Origin of the sequence: Streptococcus parasuis, from assembly GCF_021654455.1 — a bacterium.
In the GTDB taxonomy this organism is placed as follows: Bacteria; Bacillota; Bacilli; order Lactobacillales; family Streptococcaceae; genus Streptococcus; species Streptococcus parasuis.
Genome location: NZ_AP024276.1, coordinates 620,187 through 646,408, shown reverse-complemented (window position 1 = coordinate 646,408; position 26,222 = coordinate 620,187). Strand labels below are relative to the sequence as shown.

Annotated in this window: 21 protein-coding genes and 2 pseudogenes; 8 read left to right on the top strand and 15 right to left on the bottom strand. The window is 39.7% G+C overall.

Annotated elements, in window-relative coordinates; genetic code table 11:
• Nucleotides 1-115: 115 nt before the first annotated feature.
• The gene (locus L6410_RS03245; RefSeq protein WP_237396003.1) at nucleotides 116-1,201 is read left to right on the top strand and encodes a M24 family metallopeptidase; all 1,086 of its coding nucleotides are present in this window, start codon (nucleotides 116-118) and stop codon (nucleotides 1,199-1,201) included.
• Nucleotides 1,202-1,423: 222 nt separating this feature from the next.
• Here the strand turns inward: L6410_RS03245 and tgt are convergent, their stop codons facing one another.
• The gene (gene tgt / locus L6410_RS03240; RefSeq protein ID WP_172075792.1) at nucleotides 1,424-2,566 is read right to left on the bottom strand and encodes a tRNA guanosine(34) transglycosylase Tgt; all 1,143 of its coding nucleotides are present in this window, start codon (nucleotides 2,564-2,566) and stop codon (nucleotides 1,424-1,426) included.
• A 234-nt stretch (nucleotides 2,567-2,800) separates the two neighbouring features.
• Between tgt and L6410_RS03235 the strand changes: the two genes are divergently transcribed.
• Nucleotides 2,801-3,691 (top strand): DUF975 family protein, encoded by an 891-nt coding sequence (locus L6410_RS03235; RefSeq protein WP_336512757.1) that lies wholly within the window; start codon nucleotides 2,801-2,803, stop codon nucleotides 3,689-3,691.
• Between the two features lie 116 nt (nucleotides 3,692-3,807).
• Here the strand turns inward: L6410_RS03235 and glf are convergent, their stop codons facing one another.
• Both glf and yaaA read right to left on the bottom strand, forming a co-directional pair.
• Entirely contained in the window at nucleotides 3,808-4,917 is a 1,110-nt protein-coding gene (gene glf / locus L6410_RS03230) for a UDP-galactopyranose mutase (protein ID WP_237396000.1), read from the bottom strand.
• A gap of 8 nt (nucleotides 4,918-4,925) precedes the next feature.
• Nucleotides 4,926-5,654, bottom strand: a complete 729-nt coding sequence (gene yaaA / locus L6410_RS03225; protein ID WP_237395990.1) for a peroxide stress protein YaaA — start codon at nucleotides 5,652-5,654, stop codon at nucleotides 4,926-4,928.
• 115 nt (nucleotides 5,655-5,769) lie between these two features.
• Here yaaA and L6410_RS03220 point away from each other — a divergent pair, with 115 nt between their 5' ends.
• Nucleotides 5,770-7,032 (top strand): aminotransferase-like domain-containing protein, encoded by a 1,263-nt coding sequence (locus L6410_RS03220; RefSeq protein ID WP_172089406.1) that lies wholly within the window; start codon nucleotides 5,770-5,772, stop codon nucleotides 7,030-7,032.
• Between the two features lie 246 nt (nucleotides 7,033-7,278).
• Here L6410_RS03220 and L6410_RS03215 read toward each other — a convergent pair whose 3' ends face one another.
• Nucleotides 7,279-8,139 carry a DegV family protein gene (locus tag L6410_RS03215; protein ID WP_172089407.1) on the bottom strand — a complete coding sequence of 287 codons (861 nt, stop codon included), beginning with the start codon at nucleotides 8,137-8,139 and terminating at the stop codon, nucleotides 7,279-7,281.
• Nucleotides 8,140-8,266: 127 nt separating this feature from the next.
• On the opposite strand from L6410_RS03215, the pseudogene L6410_RS11075 reads away from it, so the two are divergent.
• Nucleotides 8,267-8,524 (top strand): annotated as a pseudogene (locus L6410_RS11075) (TetR/AcrR family transcriptional regulator); the annotation flags it as partial.
• A gap of 173 nt (nucleotides 8,525-8,697) precedes the next feature.
• On the opposite strand, the gene proC reads toward L6410_RS11075, so the two are convergent.
• The 4 genes from proC to L6410_RS03190 form a co-directional block, all read right to left on the bottom strand.
• Entirely contained in the window at nucleotides 8,698-9,483 is a 786-nt protein-coding gene (proC, locus tag L6410_RS03205; protein ID WP_172089408.1) for a pyrroline-5-carboxylate reductase, read from the bottom strand.
• Between the two features lie 9 nt (nucleotides 9,484-9,492).
• Nucleotides 9,493-10,731, bottom strand: a complete 1,239-nt coding sequence (locus L6410_RS03200) for a glutamate-5-semialdehyde dehydrogenase (protein WP_237395988.1) — start codon at nucleotides 10,729-10,731, stop codon at nucleotides 9,493-9,495.
• Nucleotides 10,732-10,795: 64 nt separating this feature from the next.
• Nucleotides 10,796-11,872, bottom strand: a complete 1,077-nt coding sequence (gene proB / locus L6410_RS03195; protein ID WP_237395986.1) for a glutamate 5-kinase — start codon at nucleotides 11,870-11,872, stop codon at nucleotides 10,796-10,798.
• 152 nt (nucleotides 11,873-12,024) lie between these two features.
• On the bottom strand, nucleotides 12,025-14,487 hold the full coding sequence (locus L6410_RS03190; protein ID WP_237395984.1) for a bifunctional DnaQ family exonuclease/ATP-dependent helicase: 2,463 nt from the start codon (nucleotides 14,485-14,487) through the stop codon (nucleotides 12,025-12,027).
• 135 nt (nucleotides 14,488-14,622) lie between these two features.
• Here L6410_RS03190 and L6410_RS03185 point away from each other — a divergent pair.
• From L6410_RS03185 to L6410_RS03175, 3 genes and pseudogenes are all read left to right on the top strand, one after another.
• Nucleotides 14,623-14,775, top strand: a pseudogene (locus L6410_RS03185) (MBL fold metallo-hydrolase); the annotation flags it as partial.
• 118 nt (nucleotides 14,776-14,893) lie between these two features.
• The gene (locus L6410_RS03180; protein WP_237395190.1) at nucleotides 14,894-16,645 is read left to right on the top strand and encodes an IS1634 family transposase; all 1,752 of its coding nucleotides are present in this window, start codon (nucleotides 14,894-14,896) and stop codon (nucleotides 16,643-16,645) included.
• 179 nt (nucleotides 16,646-16,824) lie between these two features.
• Entirely contained in the window at nucleotides 16,825-17,463 is a 639-nt protein-coding gene (locus L6410_RS03175; protein ID WP_024396755.1) for an MBL fold metallo-hydrolase, read from the top strand.
• A 42-nt stretch (nucleotides 17,464-17,505) separates the two neighbouring features.
• Here L6410_RS03175 and ftsX read toward each other — a convergent pair whose 3' ends face one another.
• The 6 genes from ftsX to L6410_RS03145 form a co-directional block, all read right to left on the bottom strand.
• The gene (ftsX, locus tag L6410_RS03170; RefSeq protein WP_024391235.1) at nucleotides 17,506-18,435 is read right to left on the bottom strand and encodes a permease-like cell division protein FtsX; all 930 of its coding nucleotides are present in this window, start codon (nucleotides 18,433-18,435) and stop codon (nucleotides 17,506-17,508) included.
• Entirely contained in the window at nucleotides 18,428-19,120 is a 693-nt protein-coding gene (gene ftsE / locus L6410_RS03165) for a cell division ATP-binding protein FtsE (protein ID WP_024391234.1), read from the bottom strand. Before ftsE ends, ftsX begins: the two co-directional genes overlap by 8 nt.
• Nucleotides 19,121-19,321: 201 nt before the next feature.
• Nucleotides 19,322-20,417, bottom strand: a protein-coding gene (gene prfB / locus L6410_RS03160) for a peptide chain release factor 2 (protein WP_237396656.1) whose coding sequence is annotated in 2 segments (ribosomal slippage) — nucleotides 19,322-20,344 and nucleotides 20,346-20,417 — 1,095 coding nt in all. Because the reading frame shifts where the segments join, the coding sequence is not laid out codon by codon here.
• 34 nt (nucleotides 20,418-20,451) lie between these two features.
• Nucleotides 20,452-21,579: a tRNA epoxyqueuosine(34) reductase QueG gene (queG, locus tag L6410_RS03155; RefSeq protein WP_237395982.1), complete on the bottom strand. Its 1,128-nt coding sequence runs from the start codon at nucleotides 21,577-21,579 to the stop codon at nucleotides 20,452-20,454.
• A gap of 40 nt (nucleotides 21,580-21,619) precedes the next feature.
• A complete protein-coding gene (locus tag L6410_RS03150) occupies nucleotides 21,620-22,108 on the bottom strand; it encodes a VanZ family protein (RefSeq protein ID WP_024391232.1) in 489 nt (162 codons plus the stop codon).
• Nucleotides 22,109-22,275: 167 nt separating this feature from the next.
• On the bottom strand, nucleotides 22,276-22,692 hold the full coding sequence (locus tag L6410_RS03145; protein WP_237395980.1) for a TM2 domain-containing protein: 417 nt from the start codon (nucleotides 22,690-22,692) through the stop codon (nucleotides 22,276-22,278).
• A gap of 135 nt (nucleotides 22,693-22,827) precedes the next feature.
• On the opposite strand from L6410_RS03145, the gene L6410_RS03140 reads away from it, so the two are divergent.
• Nucleotides 22,828-23,217 carry a hypothetical protein gene (locus L6410_RS03140; RefSeq protein ID WP_029749412.1) on the top strand — a complete coding sequence of 130 codons (390 nt, stop codon included), beginning with the start codon at nucleotides 22,828-22,830 and terminating at the stop codon, nucleotides 23,215-23,217.
• 126 nt (nucleotides 23,218-23,343) lie between these two features.
• On the opposite strand, the gene L6410_RS03135 is transcribed toward L6410_RS03140, so the two are convergent.
• Nucleotides 23,344-26,028 carry a cation-translocating P-type ATPase gene (locus L6410_RS03135; protein ID WP_237395978.1) on the bottom strand — a complete coding sequence of 895 codons (2,685 nt, stop codon included), beginning with the start codon at nucleotides 26,026-26,028 and terminating at the stop codon, nucleotides 23,344-23,346.
• Between the last annotated feature and the right edge of the window lie 194 nt (nucleotides 26,029-26,222).

Genomic DNA, 26,222 nt, shown 5'->3' with positions numbered 1-26,222 from the left:
AAGAGAAAATCGCAATTTTTTCCTTTGTACTTGCAAATTTTTTGATTTTTTGAAACAATAGTCAATATAATAAAAGAAAATTTCAAAATAATTACCAAATTTGAAAGGAAAAGCCATGTCAAAATTGCAACACGTCCAAAATTACCTCGATTCAAATAAATTAGATTTAGCAATCTTTTCAGATCCAATTAGCATTTATTACCTGACTGGTTACCTCAGTGATCCACATGAGCGCCATATGTTGCTCTTTGTCATGCCTGATCATGAATCACTCCTTTTCCTTCCTGCCTTGGATGTAGAACGTGCGGTTGCGACTGTTGACTTTCCTGTAGCCGGCTATATGGACTCAGAAAACCCATGGAAGATTATCAAGAGCAAATTGCCACAAAAATCTTTCTCAGCAATCAGTGCAGAATTTGATAATTTGAATTTAACCCGCTACCATGGTCTTCAGTCTATCTTTAGCCAACCATTTTCAGACATTACACCTCTGATTAATACTATGAAATTGATCAAGTCGCGTGATGAAATAGAAAAAATGTTGGTTGCTGGTGAATTTGCAGATAAAGCAATGCAAGTTGGCTTTGATAATATCTCACTCAATGTAACAGAAACTGATATCATTGCTCAGATTGAATTTGAAATGAAAAAACAAGGCATTTCAAAAATGAGCTTTGATACCATGGTCTTAACAGGAAATAATGCCGCTAACCCTCACGGAATTCCATCAACAAACAAAATCGAAAATGACGCTCTGCTATTGTTCGACCTTGGTGTAGAAACTTTGGGATATACTTCCGATATGACGCGCACAGTCGCTGTCGGTAAGCCAGACCAGTTTAAACAGGATATTTACAACTTAACTTTAGAGGCTCATATGGCTGCAGTTAATATGATCAAGCCTGGTGTGACCGCTAGTGAAATTGACAATGCCGCACGATCAGTGATTGAAAAAGCTGGTTATGGTGAGTATTTCAACCACCGTCTTGGACATGGTTTGGGCATGAGTGTCCATGAATTCCCATCGATTATGGAAGGCAATGATTTGGTCATAGAAGAAGGTATGTGTTTCTCTGTCGAGCCTGGTATTTACATCCCTGGAAAAGTTGGTGTTCGTATCGAGGATTGTGGTTACGTTACCAAAAATGGCTTTGAAGTCTTTACAAAAACACCAAAAGAATTACTGTATTTTGAAGGGTAATGGGAACCAATCGTTTCTTCACTCCTCAAAGCTCGTTGGCAACAGTTCATTTTTATCTAAAATAAAAGTGCTGTGATGCCGATTATTAAAATAAAAGCATACGATCATGTTACCGAAGAGTTTCATAATCGTATGCTTTATTTATTTGTATGCCTGTCTTACAAAATTTTAAGAAAGTGTAACTAAAAACATGTCTCAGTCCAACCAAGAAGGCTTTTTATCTTAAAAATTTCGTCCGTTTTTACCGTAACCGTATTTTTCCATAAAGTCTTGACGGAATTCCAAAAGGTTATCATCCATGATTGCTTGACGGACATTTTTCATTAGGTTAATCAAGAAAAATAGATTGTGATAACTGGTCAAACGAATACCAAATGTCTCGTCGGCCTTAAGTAAATGACGGAGATACGCACGTGTGTAGTTTTTACATGTGTAGCAATCGCACTCTGGATCTAATGGTGTAAAGTCCTCAGCGAACTGAGCGTTTTTAACCACAAGACGTCCTTGACTTGTCATGCAAGTTCCATTACGTGCAATGCGTGTTGGTAGTACACAGTCAAACATATCAACCCCACGAATCACACCATCAATCAAGCTATCTGGTGCTCCAACACCCATGAGGTAGCGTGGTTTATTCTCCGGTAAAAGAGGGGTGGTGAAGTCCAGGACAGCATTCATTTCAGCGTGTGTTTCACCAACAGCCAATCCCCCAATAGAGTAGCCTGGAAAATCCATGCTAACCAAATCATGAGCTGATTGGCGACGAAGATCCTCAAAACCAGCACCCTGTACAATACCAAATAAGCCTTGATCATGGGGACGACGATGAGCCTTAAGACCACGTTCTGCCCAACGACTGGTTCTTTCAATCGATTTTTTTACATAGTCATAAGGTTGATAGAACTGCGGACACTCATCAAAGCTCATCATAATGTCAGAGCCAAGATTGTTCTGAATGGAAATAGCTTTTTCAGGTGACAAGAACATTTTACTACCATTAAGATGGTTCTTAAATGTAACACCTTCTTCAGTAATATTTCGGCTATCTGCTAGAGAGTATACTTGGAAACCGCCTGAGTCAGTCAGAATTGGTTGATCCCAATTCATAAACTTGTGCAAACCACCTGCACGCGCCACTAAGTCGTCACCTGGACGAAGCCACAGATGATAGGTATTGGATAGGATAATCCCTGATCCCATCTCTTTCAATTCTTCAGGCGACATGGTCTTTACCGTTGCCTGAGTCCCAACTGGCATAAACATGGGGGTTGGAAAGGTCCCATGTGGGGTAATAATTTCACCCAAACGAGCACCTGTATGCTTTTCTTTCTTAATCAAGCGATACTTGATTGGAACATCTGTCATCTTTTATTTACCTCCCGCTAGGAAAAACAGTCCTAGGAATTTAATCTTGCATGGTCTAATCGATTGTTCTGTCTTATGAAAAATAAACAAGTATCATTTTCATGTATATCCGACGAATCGTTTTGAAAGTTGAGAAGAACAAAACTTACTGTAACTAACTTGAAATAAGGAATCGATTAATTTCCACAGCACCTTCCAGTCTATCAAAAAAAATCTAGCTTGTCATCTAGAATTATGTTACAATGTCTATCAAAGGAGACCCTATCTATGTTGACTATTGCTACAATTACTGACAAGGCTAGAAAAACATTACAAAATACTCCCAACATCTTTCAAATTGCACTTATTCCAGTGCTCATATCCGTCAGTGTCCAACTTTTCTCATCCACTCGTCAATCTATTCTTGAGGTATACTTGTCACAAGATGGATCCAATCTACATTTCAGTTACCTACTGTCTAGCATACTATTTCCTATCTTTTATGGACTTTTAATGAGCCTGTTATATCTATCTATAATGTGGACTCTTTTCAAAGGCATTAAACAGGGAGCGAATGAATACAGAGTGAGCAGTTCATTGGCCATTTTTCAACATGAACAGTTTAAAAAAATTTTCTTTACTTTCATCTTAAAGCGCATTTTGTTATTTCTTTGGGGCCTTATTTTCTACATCGGACTAGTATGTTTTTTAGGCTCAATTATCTATTTATCGAGTTTTCTCCTTTCACAAGGGAGCGTTACCGAGGTTCAAATTCCCTATGACATTCTCAGTGTGACAGGTATGCTGTTTTTCATCGGATTTTTGCTGATAATCATTGGGTTGATTATTTATCTACCTCAAATCTACGCCTATTCGCAAGTTGAGACAGTTTTATTTGATCAACTAACCACGAATGACTACCGCAATCCTCTTTCTACCATTAAACACAGTCGGAACCTAATGAAAGGATACAAAATGAAACGCTTTCTGTTAGATCTGCATTTCATCGGATGGTTCCTACTTTCTACTATCACCTTCGGTGTAGTTGGCATTTATGTGTTGCCTTACTATCATGCTGCGCAAATCCACTTTTACACTGCACTATTAGAAGATCAGAAGCATTCATTTGTAAAAACATCAGCTTAGAATATGATTTCGGTCTAGTTTCTCACTAACTAGCTGATAGAATATATCATAGCTTTCAAAAAAACACCCTTATCCAATTGCTAAATATAATTGGATAAGGGTACTTTTTTTCATATTTACTCTACTTCACTTCTCACACACTGCAAGGCAGCTCCGATAACTTGGTGCATATCGTAGTAACGATAATGACCGAGACGCCCACCAAATATAACATTCTCTTGTTGTTCTGCGAGGCGTTTATAAGCAGTATAGAGTTTGTTGTTACGATCATTGTTGACTGGATAATATGGCTCATCGCCTCGTGTCCATGTCTTCGAATACTCACGTGTAATAATGGTTTTCGGTTGTGTACCAAATTCAAAATGTTTGTGTTCGATAATTCGAGTAAATGGCGTTTCACTATCTGTGTAGTTCACAACTGCATTCCCTTGATAGTTTTCCATATCCAAGACCTCTGTCTCAAATCGAAGGCTACGATATTCCAATTCACCAAGTTGGTAATCAAAAAACTCGTCAATCATTCCTGTAAAGACAATTTTCGGATAGGTAGCTAAATAGTCTTCCTTATTGGCAAAGAAATCAACACTTGTCTCCACATCAATATTGTCATGGTCCAACATTTTTTCAACAATCTGCGTGTAACCACCAATGGGAATACCTTGAAATGTGTCGTTAAAATAGTTATTGTCGTAAGTCAAACGCACGGGCAAACGACGGATGATAAAAGCAGGCAACTCCGTACATGGTTTTTCCCATTGTTTCTCAGTGTATGACTTGATCAATTTTTCATAGATGTCTGTACCAACTAGTGAGATGGCTTGTTCTTCCAAGTTCTCAGGTGTTTTTCCTCCCAAAACAGCACGTTGCTCAGCAATCTTTGCCTCTGCCTCCGCAGGAGTAACCACACCCCACAGTTTATTGAAGGTATTCATGTTGAATGGAAGATTGTAAATCTCACCCTTGTAGTTGGCAACTGGTGTGTTTGTGTAGCGGTTGAACTCTGCAAACTGATTCACATAGTCCCAAATTTCCCTCTCTGAAGTGTGGAAAATATGAGCTCCATATTCATGGACCTGAATGCCTTCTACTTCTTTTGTATAGATGTTACCAGCAATGTGGTCTCGTTTTTCGATAACCTTGATTTTTTTACCCTTTTTAGCTGCCTCATGAGCAAAGACTGCACCGAACAAACCAGCACCTACAACTAGATAATCGTAATTGTTCATTTATTTGATCAAACCTTTCTTACAAAACAAAGTTGTCTATCAGTGGAAGCCATAGCATCAAACTGAAAACCGTCGACCCTTGCTTCCTTTAAATGTTCCAAGGTCACACAATTTGTCTCTGCCATCCATGACAAAAATCTGCCTCTCCCCTTTTTGGATATTGTGGAATGTATTTTCCTCTTGCCATTCTTTTCTTCCTCAAACAGCACCCTTATCATTCTCTTTTGAATTTCCGGAGAAAAAACTTGTTCAAATTCCGAAGATGCCAAAGAAATAATGACTTCTTCATTTTGCAGACAAGCATCATAAAAGGGACGCCAAAATTGCTTCAATGATTTTCCCATCACTTTTAAACTCCCTTGAAAATCCAAACGATGAGGTGCAATGAGGGAGAATGGAGATATCAATCCATAAAAACCAGTTGCAATATAAACATGATCTTTCATGTAAGACAGTTCCTGGTCAGAAAGGTCAGTTCGGTGCATATAACGATACATCAATCCATCATACAAGAGCCAAGCAGGATATGTTTTTGCTCGACCATGCACTATCCTTGTCCAACGATCTTTCTCCAGCTCCGCTCTTTCCAGTGGCAATTTATAAAAATCTGCTAACTGCTGAGAATCTTTACTTGCAAGCTCAGATAAAACTTGCAAACTTTCTGGAGATAAATCCTGAAAAGCTTGTGGATCCATATTTGTATTTAATTCTTTAGCATTTGGTAAAATAATCTTCATGCCTTTCATTATAACACAGGCCTCGCTTCTCTGCCTACTCTGCACAGTTTGTTCTTGTCTTACTTGAAACAATGCTATATACTAATAGTAAATCATCTGTAAGGGGACAGTTGACATGACAAAATACCAGCAAATTATCTCAGATATTAACCAAGCTATTGAAAACCATACTTATAAACGTGGGCAAAAACTCCCATCAGTACGGCAACTTAGTCAAACTTACCAGTGCAGCAAAGACACTGTACAAAAGGCCTTGGTCGAACTCAAATACCAAAAGAAAATCTATTCTGTCGAAAAAAGTGGATACTACATCCTGGAAGACCAACATTTCAAGGAAGATATGGTCGATTTAAATCCAGCCGATTTTCAGGAATTACCATACGAAGATTTCCGCATTTGTCTTCATGAAAGCCTCATTGGAAGAGAAAACTATCTCTTTAACTACTACCACCAACAAGAAGGACTGGCAGAATTGATTTCCTCTGTCCAGAGCCTTCTAATGGATTACCATGTCTATACAAAAAAAGACCAGTTGGTCATTACCGCTGGTAGCCAACAAGCTTTGTATATTCTAACACAAATGACTTTTACCAATGACAAATCTGATATATTAATTGAAAAGCCTACCTATTCACGGATGGTCGAACTCGTTCAACACCAAGGGATTCCTTATCAAACCATTGAACGCAACCTTGATGGCATTGACCTCGAAGAATTAGAATCCATTTTCAAAAAAGGAAATATCAAATTTTTCTATACTATTCCTCGCTTGCATAACCCTCTCGGTTCAACCTATGACCTGGCCACTAAAACAGCCATTGTAAAACTTGCTAACCAATACAACGTCTACATCATTGAAGATGATTATTTAGCAGACTTTGACTCCAGCCACAGTCTTCCATTGCATTACCTTGATACAGACAATCGTGTCATTTATATCAAATCCTTCACCCCTACACTCTTTCCTGCACTACGAATTGGTGCAATTAGCCTTCCCAACCAATTACGCGATGCTTTTATACAACACAAAAGCTTGATTGACTACGATACCAACCTCATCATGCAAAAGGCACTTTCACTGTATATTGATAATGGTATGTTTTCACGAAATACACAGCACCTTCATCAAATACATCACGTACAGTGGAATAAAACGAAAGAATACCTCAATCAGCATTCACTATCCGTTCCATATCGTATTTCAAAAGGAAGTGTAACCTTTCAACTTGAAAAAGGGACCGTGACGCCTGCCATTCAACAGCAAATCAGAATGAGTCAATTTTTTGAAGGCGAAAAGCATGATTTCCTCCAATTGCACTATGGGGAGGATCTCCCAGAGAGGTTGGACATGCTTCAGCAACGATTGCAATCCAAATAAATCGAATAAACAAATCCCCTTCAGCTTTTTTGTGTACCGAAGGGGAATTTAGTTACATCATATTATAGTCGAATGAACGAGTTGTCAGAAAAGGAACTGAGGTACAGGTAGTTAGAACAGCCTAAAGGCTGTTCTAGGTTGGAAATTAGACATGCGAAACAAATCACTTTCGTAGAGTAGGGCAAACCGAAAGTGACGAGGTAGCAAAGCTACAAATTCAAATGACAATAAATATTTGATTGAAAACTATTGGACGGAGGCCTCAATTTCATAGCCCATCAGTAATCCTCCGTCTTCTGCATAAAAACTGCACAATCCAGACGTTGCAACCTCATCAATGATGGCGGCAGGAAAACTATGTCGGACTAACTCTGAAAAGTCTTGGAAAAACTTCACATTGTTACGGTGTGCCATCACAATGCGCCCTCCTTGATACCCTGCTTTCTTCATTTCTTCGAAAGCCGCTTTGACAGATTTTTTATGACCTCGCGCTTTTTGAAGCAACTCAAGTTTGCCCTCAGCACTCGCTTCACCAACCATTCGAATATTTAGCAGTCCAACAACTGTTCCAACCAGTTTGCTCAGACGACCATTCTTAACTAGATTATCCACCTTAGCCAATACGAAGAGAAGCTTACTATGGTTTTGGTAATGGGTGATGGCCTCTACTACTTGTGGGAAATCCAAACCTGTTCCAATCAACCGGTTAATTTCATCCACCAAAAGGTCCATTTCACCACCGGCTGACAAGCTATCAATCAGGTGAATTTGAACTTCTGGATGCTCCTCCAAATACATATCTCTTGCTATCCGAGCTGCATTAAAGCTTCCTGACAAGCCACCAGTAATTGTCAAGACAATAATATGATCGGCTCCTTCAAAAGCGGACTGATATGCCTGAGGACTCGGACATGCTGAGCCTGCTGCAGCCTTAGAAGTTTCCATCACATGCATCATATGGTCAATATCCAAGCTAGCATCGTCAACGAATGCTTCATCTCCCACCTGAATTGTAAGTGGTACGCTAATAAATTCGGTATTTGGCGCCAGATTTGCTAATTGACGGTAATCACAGCCTGAATCTGCGACAATTTTCCATTTTGACATAGGATTCTCATTTCTAGTTTTACTTTTTTATTTGACAATAAATCTCTATTTACTTACAATTATATCATTAAACAATCCCAGCTGAAAGCATTTACTTTCAGACGTCACACAAGTGGAAAGGATGAATATGACCGAGCGTAAGATTTCACCCAAATCATTAAAAAATCTCTATCAATCTAATAAAGAAGCCAATCAGCTAACCAAGGAATCTATCGAAACCGCTCTGCTATTTCTCCTAGAGAAAAAAGAACTCAAGCAAATTTCGGTTTCTGAGTTAGTACGAAAAGCAGGGGTTTCTCGAAATGCATTCTATCGGAACTACAAATCAAAAGAAGAGATTCTAGAAGCCTATTACGAGCGAACTTCCAGCAACCTTAAAAAGAAATGGCATGATTTACAGGACAAGGTTCAAAAGGACGGCGTCAAGCAAAGTTTTGCGGATTTTGTACAAGATCAAAAACGTAAAGCGGAGCAAAGCAAAACTATATCCAATGTCAGCCAATGGATCAAGGAAAAAACAAAACGGGATTAAAAGTCCCGTTTTTTGTTGTTTTCTCTCTATTTTTTGCCTAATTTTCTAGTCTTTTTGAGGGCGGCGGCGACTGCCTTGATAACGGCGTAACGGAAGCCTTCTTCTTCAAGAGCCACTACGCCTGCAATAGTCGATCCACCTGGCGAGGTCACTTCTTGCCTCAACTGGGCTGGATGCTTGTCGCTGGATAATACCATTTGAGCAGTTCCAGCCAAGGTTTGTGCAGCCAAAATTTTCGCATCCTCCGCTGTAAGACCATTCTGCACACCCGCATCTGTCAGGGCCTCAATCATCTGATAGACGAAGGCAGGTCCACAGCCCGCGATAGCCGTCGCAGCATCTATCAACTTCTCTGGCACTTGCTGTACCTTGCCAGATTTTTCTAAAATTTGTTCCAATAGCGGAGCGAGTTCTTGATTGACCACGCTATAGGTTGTCATACCTTGGCCGATAGCGACAGGTGTATTGGGCATGATACGAATGAGTTTATCTGCAGACACAAATTCTTCCAGGCTGTTAAGGGTCACTCCTGCTGCCATGGAAATCCAGATAGCTGATGGATTCTGGCTAATCTGGTCCTGTAAGCCTGATAAGACAGACTGAATTAGGTGAGGCTTGACCCCAAGGAAAATCACCTCGGCCTGCTCTGCTATTTCCCCATTAGAAAAAAGCTGACCTCCCACCTTCTCTTGAAGAGCATGGGCTTTTACTGGGTTGTGGTTGCTGAGGAGGAGCTGAGTGTCTGCCTGCTGGCTGACCGCTTGAGCTAGAGCCGCTCCCATATTGCCCAGTCCAATAAATCCAATCTTCATCTTGTCCTCCTAACGAATATGGCCGTCGCCTGTGATGATGTACTTGTAAGTTGTCATTTCACGCAGTCCCATTGGACCACGAGCGTGCATCTTCTGGGTAGAAATGCCCAGCTCGCAGCCCAGACCAAACTCGCCGCCGTCAGTAAAACGGGTCGAGGCATTGACATAGACTGCCGCTGAGTCCACGTAGAGTGTGAACAAGTCTGCCGTCTGGCTGTTTTCCGTCACAATGGCCTCGCTATGTCCAGTCGAATGTTGGCCGATGTGTCTGATGGCTTCTTCTACGCTTGATACGACTTTGACAGCCATGATATAGTCTAAAAATTCCGTGTCAAAATCTTGGTCGCCTGCTGGTTTGGATTGTTTTAGAATTGCCTGTGCCTGACTGTCAGCACGTAATTCCACCTGACCAGAAAGAGCTTCTTCCAAACGAGGCAAGAATTGACTGGCAATTGATTCGTGGACCAGCAAGACTTCAGCCGCATTGCAGACTGAGGGACGACTGGTTTTGGCATTGACCACAATCCGCAAGGCCTTTTCCAAGTCCGCATCCTTGTCCACATAGACATGACAGATTCCCGTACCTGTTTCTATAACTGGCACAGTCGCATTTTCAACAACAGCTTGAATAAGTCCTGCACCGCCACGTGGCACCAAGAGGTCAATCTTGCCTTTGGCAGTCATCAACTCGGTCGCAGAGGCACGGCTGGTATCTTGGACTAACTCGATGACCTTAGGTGATAGGCCAACTTCTTCCAAACCTGCCTTGAGGGCTGTGACAATAGCCTGGGCCGAATGAAAAGCTTCCTTGCCACCACGCAAGATGACCGCATTACCACTCTTGATTGCCAAGGCTGCGGCATCTGAGGTCACATTTGGACGGCTTTCGTAAATCATTCCCACCAATCCAAAGGGTATTGATTTCTTGCAAATGTTCAAGCCGTCTGCCCGAGTGGATTCTTCCAAGACTAATCCGACAGGATCTGGCAAGCCAATCAAGGCCCGAATGCCATCTGCCATGGCTTCAATTCGTTCAGCAGTCAGGAGCAATCTGTCCTGCATGACTTGGCTAATCTTGCCTTGGGCATTTTTCATATCGATGGCATTGCCTGCTAAAATTGCCTCAGTCTGAGCAACCAACTGGTCTGCCATTGCTGATAGGGCCTGATTTTTTTGTTCTGTTGTCGCTAGGTTGATTGAAGCCTTGTGGGCCAATAAACTATCTAATAATACCTGTGTTGTTGTCATATATTTCTCCTCCTTAGTCTTTCAGTTTGCTCATTCGTCAACATAAAAAAGATAAACTGAATCACTATAAACTAACCCAATCGTTTCGGTGAATCAACACACCTTCTGCTCTGCCATTTTTCAACTTGTTCTGCAAGTCTTCGGACGATAGTTTGACCCGACCTTTGCCAATCAAACGATGTTCACTTTGGCTATATACTTCGACAACCTGCCCTACACCAAAATCACCTTCGATAGCTTTGACACCTGCTACTAACAAACTTCGACCTTGATGCAACATCGCTTCAACAGCACCTGCATCCACTTCAACAGTCGCATCAGTCCGAGCATAGAAAGCCATCCACTGTTTTCGTTGATTCATGGCATGTTCATCTGCTAAGAACAAGGTTCCTCTATTAGCCTGACTAACAGCCTGAAGCAAAGCGGTATCTTCTTTGGAAGAACAAACAAATACTGGCACGCCTGACTTGGTTGCAATCTGAGCTGCTTGTAGTTTAGTAGTCATGCCTCCTGTCCCATTAGACGAACCAGCCCCTGCAGCCATGGCAAATAGGTCTTCCGTGATTTCTTTAATTTCAGGTAAATGCTCTGCTGTGGGATCACTATTTGGGTTTGCAGTATATAGCCCGTCCACATCGGTCAATAAGACCAGAAGATCTGCCTTTAAGAGAGAGGCAACTTGAGCAGACAAGGTATCGTTATCCCCCACCTTAATCTCCTCAATGGCAATGGTGTCATTTTCATTAATAATGGGAATCGCACGTTGTTTAAGTAAGACTTGCAAGGCCTGAGAAGCATTCCGATATCGTCGTGCGTCAGCAAAATCATCTTGCGTTAATAGAATTTGCGCTGATACAATGCCATCTTTCATCAAATTTTGTGTATATTCTTCAATCAAAAGTCCTTGACCCACTGCCGCAGAAGCCTGTTTTTCTGCAATTTTCGTCGGTCGCTTATCAAAGCCCAATCGTCTAAATCCTGCAGCAATAGAACCTGAGGTTACCAATACGATTTGATAGCCCTTTTGATGGAGTTGAGCCAATTGATTGGTAATGCGAGCTATTTTAATTCGATCCAGACTTCCATTGTCTTGTGTCAGGGAACTAGTTCCCACCTTAAATACTATTGTTTTTTCAGTCATCGTAGCTTCTCTCTCAAACTAATATTTGAAAAATTATACCATAGAATCAAATATTTTTCTATACTGATGAAAAAAAGAGCACGCCATACGCATGAAAAAAAAGAGGCTAGACTCATCACGTCTAGCGATCTTATTGTTTGTTAATCCGCAACTCATTCTTCAAAATATTGCTGCACAGTTCCACAAATTTCTTTTTCATCTATTTTTGTTAGTTGATAATCTTTCTGTAAAAAGGAAAGAATTTGGTGCCCATATCGTTTTGTATAGACCCTGTTATCTAAAACCAATACAATCGATTCTTGAGTTGACTGACGATTGGTCCTTCCAATAGCCTGTTTTAATTTGATCATCATCATTGGCAAGTTATAATCGTAAAAAGGATTCTTCCCTTCATTTCTCAAATGATCATTTATTTTCTGGACAAATCGATCCTTCGGATTTTCAAAAGGTAACCGAGTGATGACTTGAATCAATTGATTATGGCTTGAAAAGTCTACACCCTCCCAGAACATTCCTGTTCCAAGCAAAAGTTGACATTCTCCACGCTCAAATTTTCGTTTTAATGTTATTTCCTGACCATGTTTATGTTGGGCCAAATGAGGAAGAGCGTACTGATCTAGTAAATCAGAAACCTGTAACAATAAAGAAATGGAGGTAAATAAAACCAAGATCGGTTTGCCCAGCTCTGCCATTTCAACCAAATGACGCGCCAGATAATCAGCGTGTTCGTCTTTTGGCAATTTTATGATGTCTGGAAGATTCGTTGGAAAAATAATTTCTTGGTTTTCCACTTTTTTGGTTGGCAATAAATCCATTGTAGCCTGTTCAAAGCCCAATAGGTCAGATAGATTTACCTGATTGCTGATAACCAAGGTAGCACTAATACAAAAGATCTTAGACTTTGGTAATAGACTCGCTACATTTAGCAAGCCATCCTTTGCTCCTCTCAAATAAGCAACACGTTTTTCTTCTAACACCTTTTCTTCCAACCAAAATGCATCATAATAATCCAAAAACTGCAATAATTCACGCAAATCACTATCCTGTAATTCAGTCAAATTTTGACGAACCTGCGCTAGTTCCTCTTTATGAATTTCTCGGTAACCATTCTGTCGAAAACGAGTCAAAAAATGACTGAGTTCAAACTGACTCGATTCAAATAAGCGCTGTTCCAATATCGAATCAGCCTTGTCCTTCTTGCTTTGCAAGAGCTGTAAAGCAACGCCCAACTCTTGTGAATCAGTCGCCAAGTTTTCAGCAGCCAGCAGAAATTTCTGCGCCTCATCAATCACCACGATACGGTGAGCCATGAGAGGATCTTGATCCTTGAGATGATGAAGGAAATAGGCATGATTCGTGATGAGCAATCGACATGACTGTGCTTGTTGATTCAGTCTTCTCCAAAAATCCCATTCCCAAAACAAACTCTCGGAATCTATTGTTCCATCATGGCTAATATCGTCAAAATAAGACTGATAACGCTGTTTTTGCTTCAACTCATCTAAGTCACCTGTGTGAGTTTCAGTCAGCCAAACCAGCACTTGCATTTTGAATAAATTGACAAGTCGATTGCTATCCTGTTTTTGCAAAGATTTCCAAAATTTATCCAAATTTATAAAATGCTTTGGGGATTTTATAGAGACGATTGGAATTTGAAATATTTCTTGTAATTTACATCCTTCATTTTCTATGATTTGCTCTTGGAGGAGTTTTGTTGGAACAGTCACTAATAATGGCTGATCAGTTTTGGCAAGAAGAGGAAGCAGATAGCCATAAGTCTTCCCTAGTCCTGCTTGTGCCTGAATAAAATGCACACTTTCTTGATCATCCAATCGTTTTTCAACAACTGTTGCAAAAGCTGTTTGGTTTTTCCGTTCGTGCAAGCCTAGTAGAGCAATGTTGGTCAAAAAATCTTCGGACAGATGATAAGCCTGCTTTGTTTCAAGTGGTCTTTTAAGTACCAATCCATGAACTACCTCGAAACTTTCTGACAGATTATCTGACAAATAGGGAACCATCTCATCAATAACCAATCGACTCTCAAAAAGCAACTGATCAGCTAAGAGCAAGAGATTCTCCACCATGAAAGTGGGGAGACTTTTAATTTTCTCTTGAATTTTGATGAGCAATCGAGCGGTTGCCAAGGCATCAGAAATGGCCGTATGAGCCTGTTCTAAACCTAAATCCAAATATTCTGCCAAATTCCCCAGACTATATTTATCAAAAGTCGGAAAGAAAAGTTGGGATAACTCAACCGTATCTACCCTTGGAGACAACAAATCATAGCCCTCAAAAAAGAGAGCCTCAGCCAACAAGTTTGCATCAAATTTAACATTATGAGCTACAAAAATTGCATCACTAATCAGCTCATAGATTTTCCCAGCAACTTGTCCAAAGTCAGGTGCTATGGCCAACCGCTGGTCCGTAATCCCTGTTAAATTTTTTATATGGTCATCTAATAATTCATAGGGATTAATATCTGTGGAATAGGTCTCTACTATTTCCCTGTTTTCAACGATAACTATCCCGATTTGAATAATTTTTGCATCAATACCAGTCCCCGTAGCTTCCAAATCTACTACTGCGTATCGATTGCTTGTTCTAGTTATATCCATAATGACATTATAGCATATTCCATTTATAGGAAAAAGCTCCAAACAAAATCCATGAAGAATGCCATTTTTTTTGTTACACTAATACCGTCTTTGATTTTGTATAGACTATTATGAATGAAAATTAGGGGAGCGAACATGAAAATCCATAAAACAATCAATCCAGTGGCCGTCCAAAATACCTATTATCTTGAAAGTGATACCCATCTGATTGTAGTAGATCCTGGTAGCGATTGGAACAAGATTCATGATAAGATTGAACAAATTGGAAAACCAATTACTGCAATACTCTCGAGTTTATCAGTTAATTCATTTCACAACCGCTGTTTTTGCGATAACAGCGGTATTTTTTTAACATTTTATTGATATTTTTGTTGTTGTGAACGGCGGTGTATGTTATAATATATTTATGGCATTTATTCGAATTACAAAAAACAGAGAAGGCCGTAAACATGTTTATCTTGTTGAAGGATATCGTGAGAACGGAAAGTCAAAACAACGGATTCTTTATAAATATGGTTTGTTGGACGAATTGGAAGCGAAAGAACCAGGCATTCTTGAGCGATTAAAACGTGAAGCAAAGGAAAACTCACAAGCTAAGTCTGAGGAATTTCTGATAAAACTTTCTTTGAAAGATCCAATGAACAAACCTGACGAAAACATTGGTTGGAAGATTTTAGAAGATCTTTATACTACACTTAAGTTACATCAATTCTTTAAAAAGAATAAGCCGTCAAAAATGACGATGGACTTAGATGAAACAGTTAAACTACTGATTTTTCAACGAATTCTTAATCCGGGAAGTAAATATAAAACTTTCTACCACCAAGCTTCCCTATTCGGAGATTGGAATGTTCCATATAATTCAGTTTATCGGTCACTAGATATCTTAAATACCTTTCAATCAGAAATTCAACAGCACTTACATCAAGAAGTTAGCCAATTAACGAATCGAACTGGAACCTTAGTGTTTTATGATGTTACCAACTATTTTTTTGAAATTGATGTTCCTGATGAAGATATCCGTGATGAAAATGGAGACCTTCTTGTCGAGGGGCTTCGTCGAAGAGGAGCTAGTAAAGAATATAGGAAAGACCCCATTATCCAAATGGGATTATTCATGGATATGAACGGTATTCCTATCGCTTATAAACTATTTCGAGGAAACCTTACAGACCCTATCACTTATATTCCAGCAATTGAGCAAGTAAAGAAACAGTTTGGGATTGAACGGTTGGTAGTGGTCGCAGACAAAGCGATGAACAGCACAAATAACCTGAATGCCACTATAAAGAACAATGACGGCTGGATCTTCTCGCAAAAGCACCGTGGGAAACGAGGTGCTCCGAAGGATATTCAAGAAAAAATATTGGAAGAATCTGGTTGGCAGTTTAATCAAGATATCACTTTCGCTAAAAAGTCTTACATTCGAGAGAGAAAACTTGGGACCAAGAAGGATTCTCCAACCGTTAAAGAAAAAGTACTACTGACCTGGTCAAAGAAATATGAAGATAGAGAACGGATTCGACGTGAAGGGGCTCTTGACTATGCCAATAAGCTAACTGATGCGGAATTGTTTCGACAAACGAGCAAGAAGGGTGGAAAGAAATACCTTGAGTTGAGCTATTTGGATAAGGAAACCGGAGAGGTTAAACCATTTTCGCCACTTATCCGAATTGACCAAGAACAGGTCGAATTTGATGCTCAATTTGATGGGGTTCATGTCCTTGTGACCAGTGAGATTGAGATGGAAGATGATGCCATATTAGAGGCCTATCAAGAATTATCTGCGATTGAGAATTGTTTCCGAATTACAAAAACAGAGTTTGAAACGAGACCTGTTTATGTACGAAAAAATGAACATATTGAAGGCCATTTCCTAACCTGCTTTATCAGTTTAGTGATGATACGCTTATTGTATTACATTACCGATAAGAAAATGAGTCCTGCTCGAATGATAGAGGGCTTAAACAGTATGTTAGCTGCAGATATGGGACAAGGGATATATAGAGTCAAGCAGAACCATGAAGCAAGTGAGTTACTTCATTTATTAGGAATCACTTGGGATCGTGGAACTGTCAGACATGAAGATATTCAAAAGTTAGGGAAAAACTGCATACACAACACAATTTATGACTCAAAAAAGCTCCCTAAACGTTGATTTGACAGCGTTTAGGGAGCTTTTTTCATTTTTTAACTGATAAACTCGAGATTATAGCATATTCAATTTATAGGCAAAAGCTCCAAACAAAATCCATGAAGAATGCCATTTTTTTTGTTACACTAATACCGTCTTTGATTTTGTATAGACTATTATGAATAAAAATTAGGGGAGCGAACATGAAAATCCATAAAACAATCAATCCAGTGGCCGTCCAAAATACCTATTATCTTGAAAGTGATACCCATCTGATTGTAGTAGATCCTGGTAGCGATTGGAACAAGATTCATGATAAGATTGAACAAATTGGAAAACCAATTACTGCAATACTCTTGACCCATACTCATTACGATCATATTATGAGTTTGGACATTCTACGTGAAACCTACCACTTTCCACCTGTATATGTTGCAGAAAGTGAAGCTAGCTGGCTTTACACACCAGAAATGAACCTGTCCGGACTACCTCGTCATGACGATATGGAAAATGTCATTTGCAAACCCGCAGAACAAATCTTTCAGTTTGAAAAAGAATACAAATTTGATGGTTTTCATTTTATAGTTGTTCCCACACCTGGCCATTCGATTGGTGGTGTATCCTTCATCTTCCCTGAAGAAGAATGCGTGATTACAGGTGATGCCCTATTTCGTGAAACCATTGGCCGGACAGACCTTCCTACAAGTAATTTTGAAGACTTGATTTATGGAATCCAAAACAATTTATTTACTCTGCCAAATCACTATACTGTCTACCCTGGTCATGGACAAAATACGACCATTGCCCATGAAAAAAATTTCAACCCATTTTTTAAGCGATAAAAAAATCCTGAGAAGCAAAACTTCTCGGGATTTTTTCTAAATTTAAATCTTCAAATAACGGTTCATTGAAATGAGAGAGCCTAAAGAACCTATGAGTATTCCGATAACGAATAAAGTGCCAATCATAGCTGGAATGAACATATTTAAGCTAATTAAAGAAAGATCTTGACTAGCTAAACTACTGTTTAAAGAAGTATAAATTAACTTATATAAGAAATATACAATTACAGATGGGATAATGGCTCCTAGCAAACCGACCCATGCACCTTCCCATAAAAAAGGGCCACGAATGTAACTATTTTTTGCCCCCACTAAACGCATGATTTGAATTTCACGACTACGTGAAATAATCGTAATACGAATCGTATTCGAAATTAGGAAGACAGCGGTGAATAATAACAGTCCTGTTGCAGCTAAGCCCCATGTACGAACCATATCAGCCAATTTAAAGATTCGTTCTGTTTCCACTTCACCGTCACGTACTTCAGTTACACCATCAATTTTTGCAATTTCAGCAGCGACTGATTTAACATACTGAGGTTCCGTCGTATCAATAATATAAGCATCATAAAGTGGATTAGCATCCCCTTGGAACAAGTTCCACGTTTCACCTAAGGTTTCCGTTAGTTTTTTCAACTGGTCATCTTTACTTGAATATGTTACAGTTTCGACATTTTCAAGTGCTGTAATTTGATTATACACTGTCTTGTAATCTGGATTAGCAACTGTTTGTCCCTCATCATTTACAATCGTTTCAGCTTGATCAGTAGAATTTGCACGAAGATAGACATTAATACGAACATTTTGCTCCAAATCAGAAGCAAGTTTAGCTGTATTTAAAATGACAGAAGCAAACAGTCCCACTAAAGTAAGGGTAATGGTTACGGAAGAAATAGCGGCAATCGTCATCCAACCATTTCGTTTTAGGCTTTTCAATGACTCAATAAAGTGTCTAAAAAATCGATTATTCATCGTATCCGTACTCTCCTTCTGCTTCATCACGTACCAGACGACCATCTTCGATAGCTATAACACGGTGACGAAGTGTGTTTACGATTTGGCTATTATGCGTCGCCATTAAAATCGTTGTCCCTTGTAAGTTAATTCTTTCTAAAAGATTCATAATCTCCCATGAGTTTTCGGGATCCAAGTTACCAGTTGGTTCATCAGCAATCAATACCTTAGGATTATTTACAATTGCACGTGCAATTGCAATCCGTTGTTGCTCACCACCCGAAAGTTCATTTGGAAATGAACGAATCTTATGTTTCAAACCAACCAAATCCAAAACTTCCATGACACGTTTTTTGATATTACGAGGTTTTTCCCCGATTACCTCCATTGCATAAGCAATATTTTCAAAAACTGTTTTTTTAGGTAGAAGTTTATAATCTTGGAAGACAACCCCCACACTACGACGTAAAAGAGGGACATCCCTTTTCTTAATCGTAGCTAGATCAAATTTACCAACTTTAAGACTCCCTTTGTCAAGCTTTTCCTCACGATACAAAAGTTTGATAAAAGTCGACTTACCAGCACCAGAAGGACCCACAATGTATGCGAATTCTCCTGCTTCAACACTGACCGACACACCACGTAGGGCTGTCGTTCCGTTACCATATTTCTTGGTAACGTCCTTCATTTCTATTATTCCCATAGGATTTCCTGTCTTAGACAGACCTTTCTTTAGATTTGAGAACCAGTATTCACTGTTCAGCACTTCCATCTAAGTCTAGTTTTTCAGCTAGTTATAGTTCGTTTTTTTTCAAAATACAGTCAGCATTCTCTCAAAAAACTTCCTTGATTGGCTGAAAAACCACCCCTTAAATATAAGTATTTTACTTGTAAATACAAATTCTTAGCTAATTCGCCATTTTAAATATGCGTCTATAAAGCCGTCCAAGTCTCCGTCCATAACCTTATCGACTTGAGCCACCTCATAACCAGTACGATGATCTTTTACCATTGTATAGGGGGTAAAGACATACGAACGAATCTGACTTCCCCAAGTAATCTCTTTCTTATCACCCTTGAGTAAATCCACTTCTGCCGTCTTCTTCTCCTGCTCCAATTGATACAATTTAGCCTGCAAGAGTTTCATTGCGCGGTCTCGGTTCCCATATTGGGTACGGTCAACAGTGGACTGAGTCACAATACCTGTTGGAATGTGAGTTAATCGAACACCTGTTGAAACCTTGTTGACGTTCTGTCCACCAGCACCACCTGAACGGAAGGTATCCATTTTCACTTCATCATCTCGGATTTCAATTTCGATGGTATCATCCAACTCAGGCATCACCTCTACAGATGTAAAAGAAGTATGCCGACGCTTTGCCGAGTCAAATGGTGAGATACGTACCAAACGGTGAACTCCCATTTCTGACTTCAGCAAGCCATAGGCGTTTGGCCCAGTAAAGCTTAGGGTTACGGACTTAATACCAGCCTCATCACCAGCTTGGTAATCCAATGTTTCTACTGTAAAACCTTTGGCATTTCCATAACGCTGATACATCCGCAGAAGCATTTCTCCCCAGTCTTGTGCCTCGGTACCACCCGAACCCGGATGGATTTCCAAGATAGCGTTATTGTGATCATAGGGTTCGGACAAGAGCAGGGTCATCTCGTAAGCAGTCATGGCTTTGTCCAATTCTGTCAACTTTTCAACCAGTTCATCCCGAACAGACTCATCTTCTGCTAAAAAATCTAGCAGAATTTCGGATTCATCATATAAATCCAACATCTGATGGAAATTTCCATAGGTATTTTTTAATTCATTCAACTCCTGAGACGTCTTCTGGGCTGCCAAATTATCATTCCAGAAGTCTGGCTCCGTCATCTTGTTCTCAAGAATGGCAATCTCTTCTTCCAGACCTTCTAAGTCAAAGAGACCCCCTAAAAGAAGTTAATTTTTTGCCAAGTTCTTCAATCTTTTGGCGAATTTCTGCTGTATCCATATACACCTCATTTTTATTCATAATCTTTATTATATCACATTTGCAAGTCCTTGACCATGTTGAGAAAGGCCGTTTGCTCTGCTATGACATCATCATTGTCTGATGAAATACCTGCAATAAAGGAAACCATCTCATCATTGGGCTGTTTGACCAATTGCCCCAAGGCCCAGATAGCCGTTGCCATGTGGACAGGATTTTGTTTCTTATCGATGATTTCTAAGAGTTTGGGAATGGCAGAGCGGTCATTACTATTGGCCAAGGCAATGATAGCATTGCGCTGAAGAATATTTTTCCCTCGCCAAGAGCCAGCAATCATGCCAAATTTTTCCTTAAATTGTCCATTTGATAACTCCAAGAATGGAATCAGCTCAGGCTCAGCCAAATCAGGGTCGATTTCTACAACAGGTGGACTGGAAATTCCCTTATTGTAAGGACAACAAATCTGGCAAATATCACAACCATAGATGACCGTCTTGATTTTCTTACGAAATTCCAAGTCCATCATCCCCTTATCCTGTGTCTGAAAGGACAGGCAACGACGGGCATTCATGGTCGTGTCACCTAATAGACAAGACGTCGGACAGGCTGCAACACAACGATTGCAATCACCACAATCATAATCTATTGGTTGATCTGGTTCGATGTCCAGGTTGGTCACTAATTCTCCTAGAAACATATAGGAACCAAATTCCTTAGATATGACAAGTCCATTCTTACCGATAAAGCCAATTCCTGCTCGACGAGCGACCGCTGTATCCACCAAAGCTCCCGTATCCACCATGGCCTTATATTCCAAGCCATCCGTCAGTTTCTCAATTCCCCGTGCCAAACGCTCCATCTTATCTTGCAAGATATAGTGGTAATCAAGCCCCCATGAACTAGGGGTAATCTTCCCACGTTTGTACTCGGTCTTCTGCGGTTTGACAGGCAAATGTCGAGGATAAGCAACGGCTATAGAAATAATCGTCTTAGCAGACTCCAAAGAAAGTTTAGGACGGATACGTTCTTCAATGTTCTTATGTTCAAAACCTGACGAACGCCCTTCCTCTTGACTGGCTCGTAAAGATTTCTCTAGGTAATCAAAATCATCTGCAGTCGTAAAACCTATCTTTGAAATTCCGATTTCCTGAGATAATTTAATAATCTCTTCTTTTATATTCATTATCTTCATTTTAGCAAACCACAGACATATTTGGCAAGACTTACAGAGTTAAATAAGTTATTAATATAACAAAAAATGTTAGCGCAAAACAAAAAATATTCATACGAACATAGGCCTTCTCCCGCCAAATACTGGTCAAGACATACATGATATTAATACCGATTGCTCCCCCTAAGCCGTTAGCCAGTAAATCAGTTATATCTGCAACCCCAAGAAAAAGAAGATATTGCAGAACCTCAAAGCAGAGACTCACTAACATAATCAAACATAGATTAGCCACCCATGATGCCTTGCGAAATAGCATTTCCAAATAAATACCAAAGGGAATAAAACTTACAATATTAAATAGAATTTCTGGAAAATCTAACACTCCATCATAGACTGCTGTTCCTGCAAACGGAATTAAGTTTATACTAGCATAACCATAGCGTCCATATACGATGCTCAAGTCCATCTTAAAGACAATCATCCAAGCAAGTAAAAGGAGATAGGCAAAAAATAAAAACATACTCATTTTCTTTGTCTGCATAGAAATTCTCCTCTCAACTAGCATATTTTATCATTATATCATAAATGCTGTTCTATAAAATGTCACTTCTGTGACAAAGCTCGTTCCATATTACAAGTACTTTACAACCTACTAAAACAGAAAAGGAAGACGCTACCAAGCTTCCCCTTATTTCCAAAAATATCTTATTAAAATGTCTGATTGCTATACTGAAAAGCCTTATATTGATGGATTTGTAGCATCAAACGCTCAAAGTTAGCCTCCTTACATGCTCGCATGATCAAGAAGCAATCAATAAACTTCCACAAATAAAGTCCCAAAAATAACAAAAACCCAATCAAGATAAATAGCGTAACAAAAGATACTGCAAAAGCAATCAGCTTGGCAAATCCCAATTCTTTATTCCCGACATAAAAACGGTCGACACCAAACTCACCGAAGAAAATAGCCAAAATAAGAGCGACAAGAGGTTGACGCATCTCAACCATCATAAGAACGTTTAAAGCCTCATCATCTAAATCTTCTAGTTCTTTTTGCAGAATGAATAACTTATCAGATGGCAAATAACTGCTTTTACTTAAAATATAATTCTGAAGATAATTCATATAAACTCCTACCTCTTCAAAATTATAGCAGTTTCTTATTCTTCAAGCAAGCATTGAAAGGATAACCATTCCAGAATATATTTGCATATTTTTTTCTGTTTTGCTATAATAAAACTAGATTACGAGGAGGTTCTTATGAGAATTATAATTCATTATCCAAAACCTATCAAACAACTATCCTCCCAAAAACTTCCACTTCTGGTAGATGGAAAAATTGCTGGGACAGTTACTCAAGGTAAAATTCTAAGCTTACCAATTACACAACCATCTGTTACACTAAGCGTTCGAGGGGATAAAAAGTCAGCCCTTCAAGTTGAAGAAGGCGATAGGGTTCAAATATTAGAGAATAGCAAGTACTTCATTCTCTACTATTTCAGCCTGGCTATCCTTCCGATTGTCTTTCTATTTGACTTACCAACTCTTGTCAAAACCATCCTCCTCGTACTAGCACTTGCCATTACTTTGTTAGGACAACTAATCTTTCCAAAATACATTATCCGTAGAGAAAAAAGCTCAGACCACTAAATCTGAGCTTTTTTTAAATGATATAGTCTTCAGTTTGCTTTTAGTACAAGGCAACGAGTCGCAGGCTGTACTGAAGTACGGCAAGGCGAGTTAACGAAGTTATAAAAGATAAGCTGAATAACTATATTAGATAGCTTTTTCATCCAATCCCAACTTACGTTGAACAAATTTAACAATCTCTACAATAACAATCATAAGGCCTGAACCAATGATTGCTACTAACCATTGTGTCATACTTAGATGTGTCACATGGAAGAATGTATTAAATCCTGGAATGACAATCGTTGCCATCAGTAGCAAGAAGGCTGCCACAATTGACCAGTTAAAGAGTCTATTCTTAAATGGACCAACTGTAAAGATTGATTGATATACCGATTTCACGTTAAATGCATGTACTAATTGAATCAATCCAAGAGTCAAGTAAGACATGGTCAACGCATCTGCATGAATTTCTTCATATGTGCTATGTTCAGGGAAAAGTAGCGCAAAACCATATACACCTAAAACTAATGCAGTTTGAAGAATACCTTGGTAAATAATAGAACTCATAACACCGCCTGAGAAGAAACTTGAGTTACGTCCACGAGGCTTATGTTGCATCACACCAGGTTCAGCTGGTTCAACACCAAGGGCGATAGCTGGAAGTGTATCTGTTACCAAGTTAATCCATAAAAGATGAACTGGATCAAGTACATCCCAACCAAAGAGGGTTGCAAGGAAAATACACAATACCTCAGCAGTGTTAGCTGACAAGAGATACTGGATTGTTTTTTGGATGTTTGAGAAGACTTTACGTCCTTCTTCCACCGCAACGATAATGGTCGCAAAGTTATCATCCGCAAGTACCATATCAGATGCACCTTTAGAAACTTCTGTACCCGTGATACCCATCCCGATACCGATGTCGGCTGTCTTAAGTGATGGCGCATCATTCACACCGTCACCTGTCATAGCTACAACCTTACCATCATTTTGCCAAGCCTTAACGATACGAACCTTGTGCTCTGGGGAAACACGAGCATAAACTGAATATTGTTTGAAGACTTTTTGGAATTCTTCATCAGTCAACTCATTGAGCTCAGCACCTGTGAATACATGGTCTTCAGTGTCGTTTGGATCAATAATGCCAAGACGTTTCGCAATTGCTTCAGCTGTATCTTGGTGGTCACCCGTAATCATGATTGGACGGATGCCAGCTTCCTTAGCAACACGAACTGCTTCTGCCGCCTCAGGACGCTCAGGGTCAATCATACCAACCAAACCTGAGAAGACAAGATCATTTTCAACAATGTCTGATTCCAATTCAGGAATAGCATCAACATACTTGTATGCCATCATCAAGACACGAAGTGCTTGCTTAGCCAAGTCCTTGTTAGTAGCAAGAATGGCTTGTTTATCCGCATCGGTAATCGGACGAATTGTCCCATTTTCTTCAATTTGCGTTACACGTTTGAGCAATTGGTCTGGGGCACCTTTAACAGCTACAAAGAAATTACCTGCAGCTTGTTGGTGAACTGTTGACATCAACTTACGTGTTGAGTCAAATGGTAATTCTGCCACACGAGGCTCAGAAACCAATACTTCACGAACATCAAAGTTTTGATCCAAACCAAATTGAACAAGTGCCGTTTCAGTTGGGTCACCAATCAATTTACCAGTTGGATCAACTTTTGTATCGTTGGCAAAGTTCATAACACGAAGCGTTGTATTGCTTGCATCTAAAGCTTCTTTAGCATCAATCAATTGACCGTTTGTATAGACTTTCTCAACAGTCATTTGGTTCATAGTCAATGTACCAGTCTTATCTGATGCAATGATTTCAGTTGAACCAAGAGTCTCAACGGCTGGCAATTTACGAATGATAGAGTTTCGTTTAGCCAATACTTGAGTACCAAGTGAAAGGACAACTGTTACAATGGCAGGCAAACCTTCAGGAATGGCTGCAACCGCAAGGGCAACAGATGTCATAAGGGCTGGCAAGATTCCTTCACCACGTACAAAAACTGAAACAGCCATTGTAATGGCAGCAATTGCAAGAACAGCATAGGTCAATACCTTGGACAATTGGTTCAGATTTTGTTTCAATGGTGTGTCTGTTTCATCAGCATTAGCCAGCATTCCGGCGATGTGACCAACTTCAGTATACATACCAGTATTCGTTACAACACCCAAACCACGACCATAGGTAACGTTTGAGTTTTGGTAGGCCATATTAACTCGGTCACCGATCGGTGCATCTTCTGCTAAAACTGCTGATAAATCTTTATCAACCGGTACAGATTCACCTGTAAGAGCTGCCTCTTCAATTTTGAGGGAGTTAGCTTCCAACAAACGCATATCAGCTGGGACAACATCACCTGCTTCAAGCAAAACGATGTCCCCTGGTACTAAGTCTTTAGAATCCACTTCGACTACATGGTTGTCACGAAGCGCACGCGCCACTGGACTTGACATGTTTTTCAGCGCTTCGATGGCTGCCTCTGCCTGACCTTCTTGATAAACACCAAAAGCAGCGTTCAAAATAACTACAGCCAAGATGATGATGGCATCCGTCAAACCGTGAGAACCTTCTGTAATCACCGTCAAGATGGCTGCGGCAATCAAAATAATAATCATCAAATCTTTGAACTGATCTAAGAATTTAGCTAGAAGGGTACGCTTTTCACCCTCTTCCAATTCGTTACGACCATAGTCTGCTAGACGTTTACTTGCCTCATCACTAGACAAACCGTCTAAAGAAGACCCCATGCTTGACAATACTTGCTCTTCGCTCTGTGTATAAAACAAATCGCGTTTTTGTTCTTTTGACAATTTCCTTCTCCTTCTCGGTCCCTTTTTTACTAACAAATAAAAAAGAGACCTGTCTTTTTAAAACAAGTCTCGCTATTTAATATATTGCCGGAAACAAGTCGGATTGACGACAATATCACGGATGAATCCGCTAGCTACTCCCTCGATTTGATTTCTATTATACCAAAAATCCTCAAGAATTCAAGAAATACTTT